This is a genomic window from Geodermatophilus chilensis (assembly GCF_002802985.1).
Lineage (GTDB): Bacteria > Actinomycetota > Actinomycetes > Mycobacteriales > Geodermatophilaceae > Geodermatophilus > Geodermatophilus chilensis.
The window spans coordinates 1-3922 of record NZ_NVPT01000269.1; the positions used below are offsets into that span (position 1 = coordinate 1).

Consider the following 3922-nt stretch of genomic DNA (forward strand, 5'->3'; position numbering starts at 1 on the left):
GCTGGACCTGCGGGTGCCGGCGCACGCCGCCGTCGACACCACCGTGGCGCTCACCCGGGCGATCGTCGGCACCGGCGCCTCCGGCCTGGTCAACGCGGTCCTGCTGCACTACGCGGCGAGCGGGTGGCCGGCGCGTAGTGCAGCAGGACCGGGCGCCGCTGCGGGTCAGGCGGCGGGCCCGCGACGCGCCGGTTCCGGTGCCGGCCGGGGCCGCTCATCCCGTCGTCCGGTGCGGTCCGGCCGGCCGCAGCCGGCGCTCGGCCCACAGCGCCGCCTGCGTGCGGTCGGTGGCGCCGATGCGCTGCAGGATGCGCGTGACGTGGCTCTTCACGGTGGCCTCGCTGATCCGCAGCCGGCGGGCGATCACCTTGTTCGGCAGGCCCTGCCGGACCAGCTCCAGCACCTCCTTCTCGCGGTCGGTGAGCAGGTCGCCCTGACCGCGGTCGCGCAGGTCGGCGAGGAGCGCGGAGGTCACCATCGGGTCGACCGGCGCCCCCCCGGCGGCGATGCAGCGCACCGCGTCGAGGATCGACTCGCCGTCCTGGTACTTGAGCAGGTAGCCGTCGGCCCCGGCGACCAGGGCGGGCAGCACCAGGTCCGGCTCGCCGAAGGAGGTGAGCACCAGCACCGGGGTGGTGCGGCCGCGCTCGCGCAGCGTGCGGATCACCGTCACGCCGTCCCGGCCCGGCATCGACAGGTCCAGCAGCAGCACGTCGGGGTCCAGCCGCTCGACCAGTTCCAGGGCGGTGTCGCCGTCCCCGACCGCGCCCACGCACTCCAGGCCGTCGGCGGCGGCCAGCAGGCTGGAGATGCCCCGCCGGACGACGGCGTGGTCGTCGACGACCAGCACGCGGATCACCGCGCCGCTCCGGCCGTCAGGGGCGCGGTGGTGGCCAGCGGCACGGTCGCGACCAGCCGGGTGCCCTCGCCCGGGGCGCTCGCCAGCGTCAGCGAGCCGCCCGCGTCCACGAGCAGCTCGCCCAGCGCGCGCAGCCCGACGTGGCCGGCCGCGGCCCGCTCGGCCAGCCGGCTCTCGTCGAAGCCCTGCCCGTCGTCCTCGACCCGCATGGTGGCGACTCCCTGGTCTCGGGTGACGACGACCTCGACCGAGCTCGCCCGGCTGTGCGTGGTGACGTTGCGCAGCGCCTCCTGGGCGCAGCGGTAGAGCAGTGCGGCCGTCGGCCCGGGCAGGTCCCGGGCGGCGTCGGCGTACACGGAGACGCGGGTGCCGGAGCGGCCGACCTCCTGGGCCAACACCTGCAGCGCCGGCAGCAGGCCGCCGCGGAAGGCGCCCCGGGTCGGGATCAGCGCGACGAGCAGGGCGCGCAGGTCCTCGACGGTCCGGCGCACCGCGGTCGCGGTCCGCTCCAGCAGCTCGGCGTCCTCGGCGCTGCGCGGCCGGCCGCGCATCTGCGCGGCGTCGAGCTCGTAGGCCACCCCGGTGAGGTCCTGGACGACGTGGTCGTGCACCTCACCGGCGATCCGGCGCCGCTCGGCGTCCGAGGCGTCCACGGCGGCCTGCAGCAGCGCGTCCTCGGACTGCTGCGAGCGGCGCAGCCGCGACGCCAGCCGCCAGGCCAGCGGCACCTGGATCACCTGGAGCAGCGCCAGGGCCCCCAGCGCGGCGGGCGCGAAGCGCCGCCAGGTCCGCTGCGCGAGGTCGGTGACCTCGGAGTAGCTCTCGTGGAACTCGACGAGCAGCGGGGTGCCGTGCACGTCGTCCACCCCCACCCAGGCCACCAGCACCCGGCCGCTGCTGCGGCCCGCGACCACGCCCGGGTCCCCGGGCTCGGCCACCAGCGAGGCGACCGACCCACCGTCCAGGGCCCGCCGGGCGTCGGGCGGCAGCGCGGCCACCCGGCCGACGACGCTGCGGTCGTCGGCCCAGAGCACCCGTCCGTCCGCGGCGCGCACCCGCACCGCGACCACCGGGCCGGCCGCGACCAGCGCGCTGACGTGGGTCCGCAGGCCCGCCGGGGCGGCGGGCGGCCGGTCGGGGTCGCCGTCCAGGGCGGGCGTGAGCGTGGCGGCCGTGACGCGGGCGAGGTTCTCGAAGGCCCGGGTGCCCTGCTCGAGGCCGGCCCGGCGGGCGAGCACCCCGGTCAGCAGGGCCAGCGCGAGGGTCACGGCCAGTCCGGCGCAGGTGAACCAGATGACGGGGACGACCACCGAGGAGCGCCGTGCCGCTCGGTGTCCCGCCGTCCGCCGCATCCCCCGGCCCACGCCTGGAACGATAGGGAGGGACGGTTCCGTATCGGGGGTCTCGCGTCGCGCTGCAGCTCCGAGCGGCCGCCGGACCTCGGCGCGCCCGGGGAGTCCTACGGACGGCGACCTCCCGGGCACCGTGCGACGCCGCGGGAACCGGGCGTGTCCCGCCGACGACCACTGCACCGTGACTCCTCGACCGCCGGCCGTGCGCCGGACCACCGCCACCGTCCTGATGGGCGCCGTCCTGCTCGCCGCCGGAACCGGGACGGCGGTCGCCCACGTGGAGGTCAGCGCGGAGGGCGCCGTGGCCGGCACCGGGCCGGTGACACTGGCCTTCTCCGCCGCCTCGGAGGCCGCCGCGGGCATCACCGCGATGCGCACGCAGCTGCCCGACGGCATCGACCCGGCCGACGTCACGCTGGCCGCCGGGCCGGCCGGGTGGGTGCTCACCCCGACCGCGGAGGGCTTCGACGTCGGCGGGCCCGCGCTGCCCGTCGGCGAGGACGCCGAGTACGCCGTCACCGTGGCGACCCTGCCCGCCGCTGCGACCGAGCTGGCCTTCCCGACGGTGCAGGCCTACGCCGACGGCACCGAGGACGCCTGGATCGAGCCGGAGGTGCCCGGCGGGCCGGAGCCGGAGCTGCCCGCGCCGGTCCTGGTCGTCGCCCCGGGTGCGGCCCCGCCCGCGACGGCGGTGCCTCCGACGTCCGCTCCCGGCTCCCCGACGGTGGCGGCCGATCCCACGGCGTCCACGCCCGAGGCGGCCGCCGCGGCCGAGGACCGGAGGGGGAGCGGCTGGCCGGTCGCGGTGACGGCGCTCGCGGCGGTCGCCGCCGTGGCCGGCGGCCTCTGGTACCGCCGCTCGCGCGCGGGGCGGTGATCACCCCCGCCTAGACTCGGCGGACGTGTCCCGCACCCCCCTCATCGCACCCAGCCTCCTGTCGGCGGACTTCGCCCGGCTGGCCGAGGAGGCCCAGCGGGTCGCCGACGCCGACTGGCTGCACTTCGACGTCATGGACGCCCACTTCGTGCCGAACCTGACCTTCGGGCTGCCGGTCATGCAGGCGGTGCAGGCGGTCAGCCCGGTGCCGCTGGACTGCCACCTGATGATCGAGGACCCGGCGCGCTGGGCTCCGGGCTACGCCGAGGTCGGCGCGCGCAACGTCACCGTGCACGCCGAGGCCTGCACCGGCGACCCGCGCGCGGTGGCCCGCGACCTGCGCGCCGCCGGGTCGCTGGCCGGTCTGGCGCTCAAGCCGGGCACCCCGCTGGAGGAGTACCTCGACGTGCTCCCCGAGTTCGACACCCTGCTGGTCATGACCGTGGAGCCCGGCTTCGGTGGGCAGAGCTTCATCGCCGAGACGCTGCCCAAGGTGCGCCGCGCGCGGGAGCTGGTCGACACCGGGCACCTCACGCTGCTGGTGGAGGTCGACGGCGGGATCAACGCCGACACCATCGAGCTGGCCGCCGCCGCCGGCGCCGACGTCTTCGTGGCCGGCTCGGCGGTCTACGGCGCCGACGACCCGGCGCGCGCCATCGCCGGCCTGCGGGCGCAGGCCGCCGCGGCGCGGCCGGTGTGAGCGTCTCCGCGGCCGAGCTCTCCGCCATGGCCCGGGCACGTGAGCTCGGCATGGGCGTCCTCGGCACCACGAGCCCCAACCCGGCGGTGGGGGCGGTGGTGCTGGCCCCCGACGGGCTGTCTCTTATACAATCT

General features: G+C 77.5%; 4 protein-coding genes. 2 read left to right on the forward strand and 2 right to left on the reverse strand.

Annotation, left to right across the window (positions count from 1 at the left end; genetic code table 11):
- Positions 1–214: 214 nt before the first annotated feature.
- Together CNO22_RS25970 and CNO22_RS25975 are read right to left on the reverse strand one after the other, a co-directional pair.
- The gene (locus tag CNO22_RS25970; RefSeq protein ID WP_100502134.1) at positions 215–859 is read right to left on the reverse strand and encodes a response regulator; all 645 of its coding nucleotides are present in this window, start codon (positions 857–859) and stop codon (positions 215–217) included.
- Positions 856–2223: a sensor histidine kinase gene (locus tag CNO22_RS25975; RefSeq protein ID WP_157937137.1), complete on the reverse strand. Its 1368-nt coding sequence runs from the start codon at positions 2221–2223 to the stop codon at positions 856–858. The genes CNO22_RS25970 and CNO22_RS25975 overlap by 4 nt, the downstream gene beginning before the upstream one ends.
- Positions 2224–2413: 190 nt before the next feature.
- Between CNO22_RS25975 and CNO22_RS25980 the strand changes: the two genes are divergently transcribed.
- Both CNO22_RS25980 and rpe read left to right on the forward strand, forming a co-directional pair.
- On the forward strand, positions 2414–3088 hold the full coding sequence (locus CNO22_RS25980; protein WP_157937138.1) for a DUF1775 domain-containing protein: 675 nt from the start codon (positions 2414–2416) through the stop codon (positions 3086–3088).
- Positions 3089–3113: 25 nt separating this feature from the next.
- Positions 3114–3788 (forward strand): ribulose-phosphate 3-epimerase, encoded by a 675-nt coding sequence (gene rpe / locus CNO22_RS25985; RefSeq protein ID WP_100502137.1) that lies wholly within the window; start codon positions 3114–3116, stop codon positions 3786–3788.
- Positions 3789–3922: the final 134 nt, after the last annotated feature.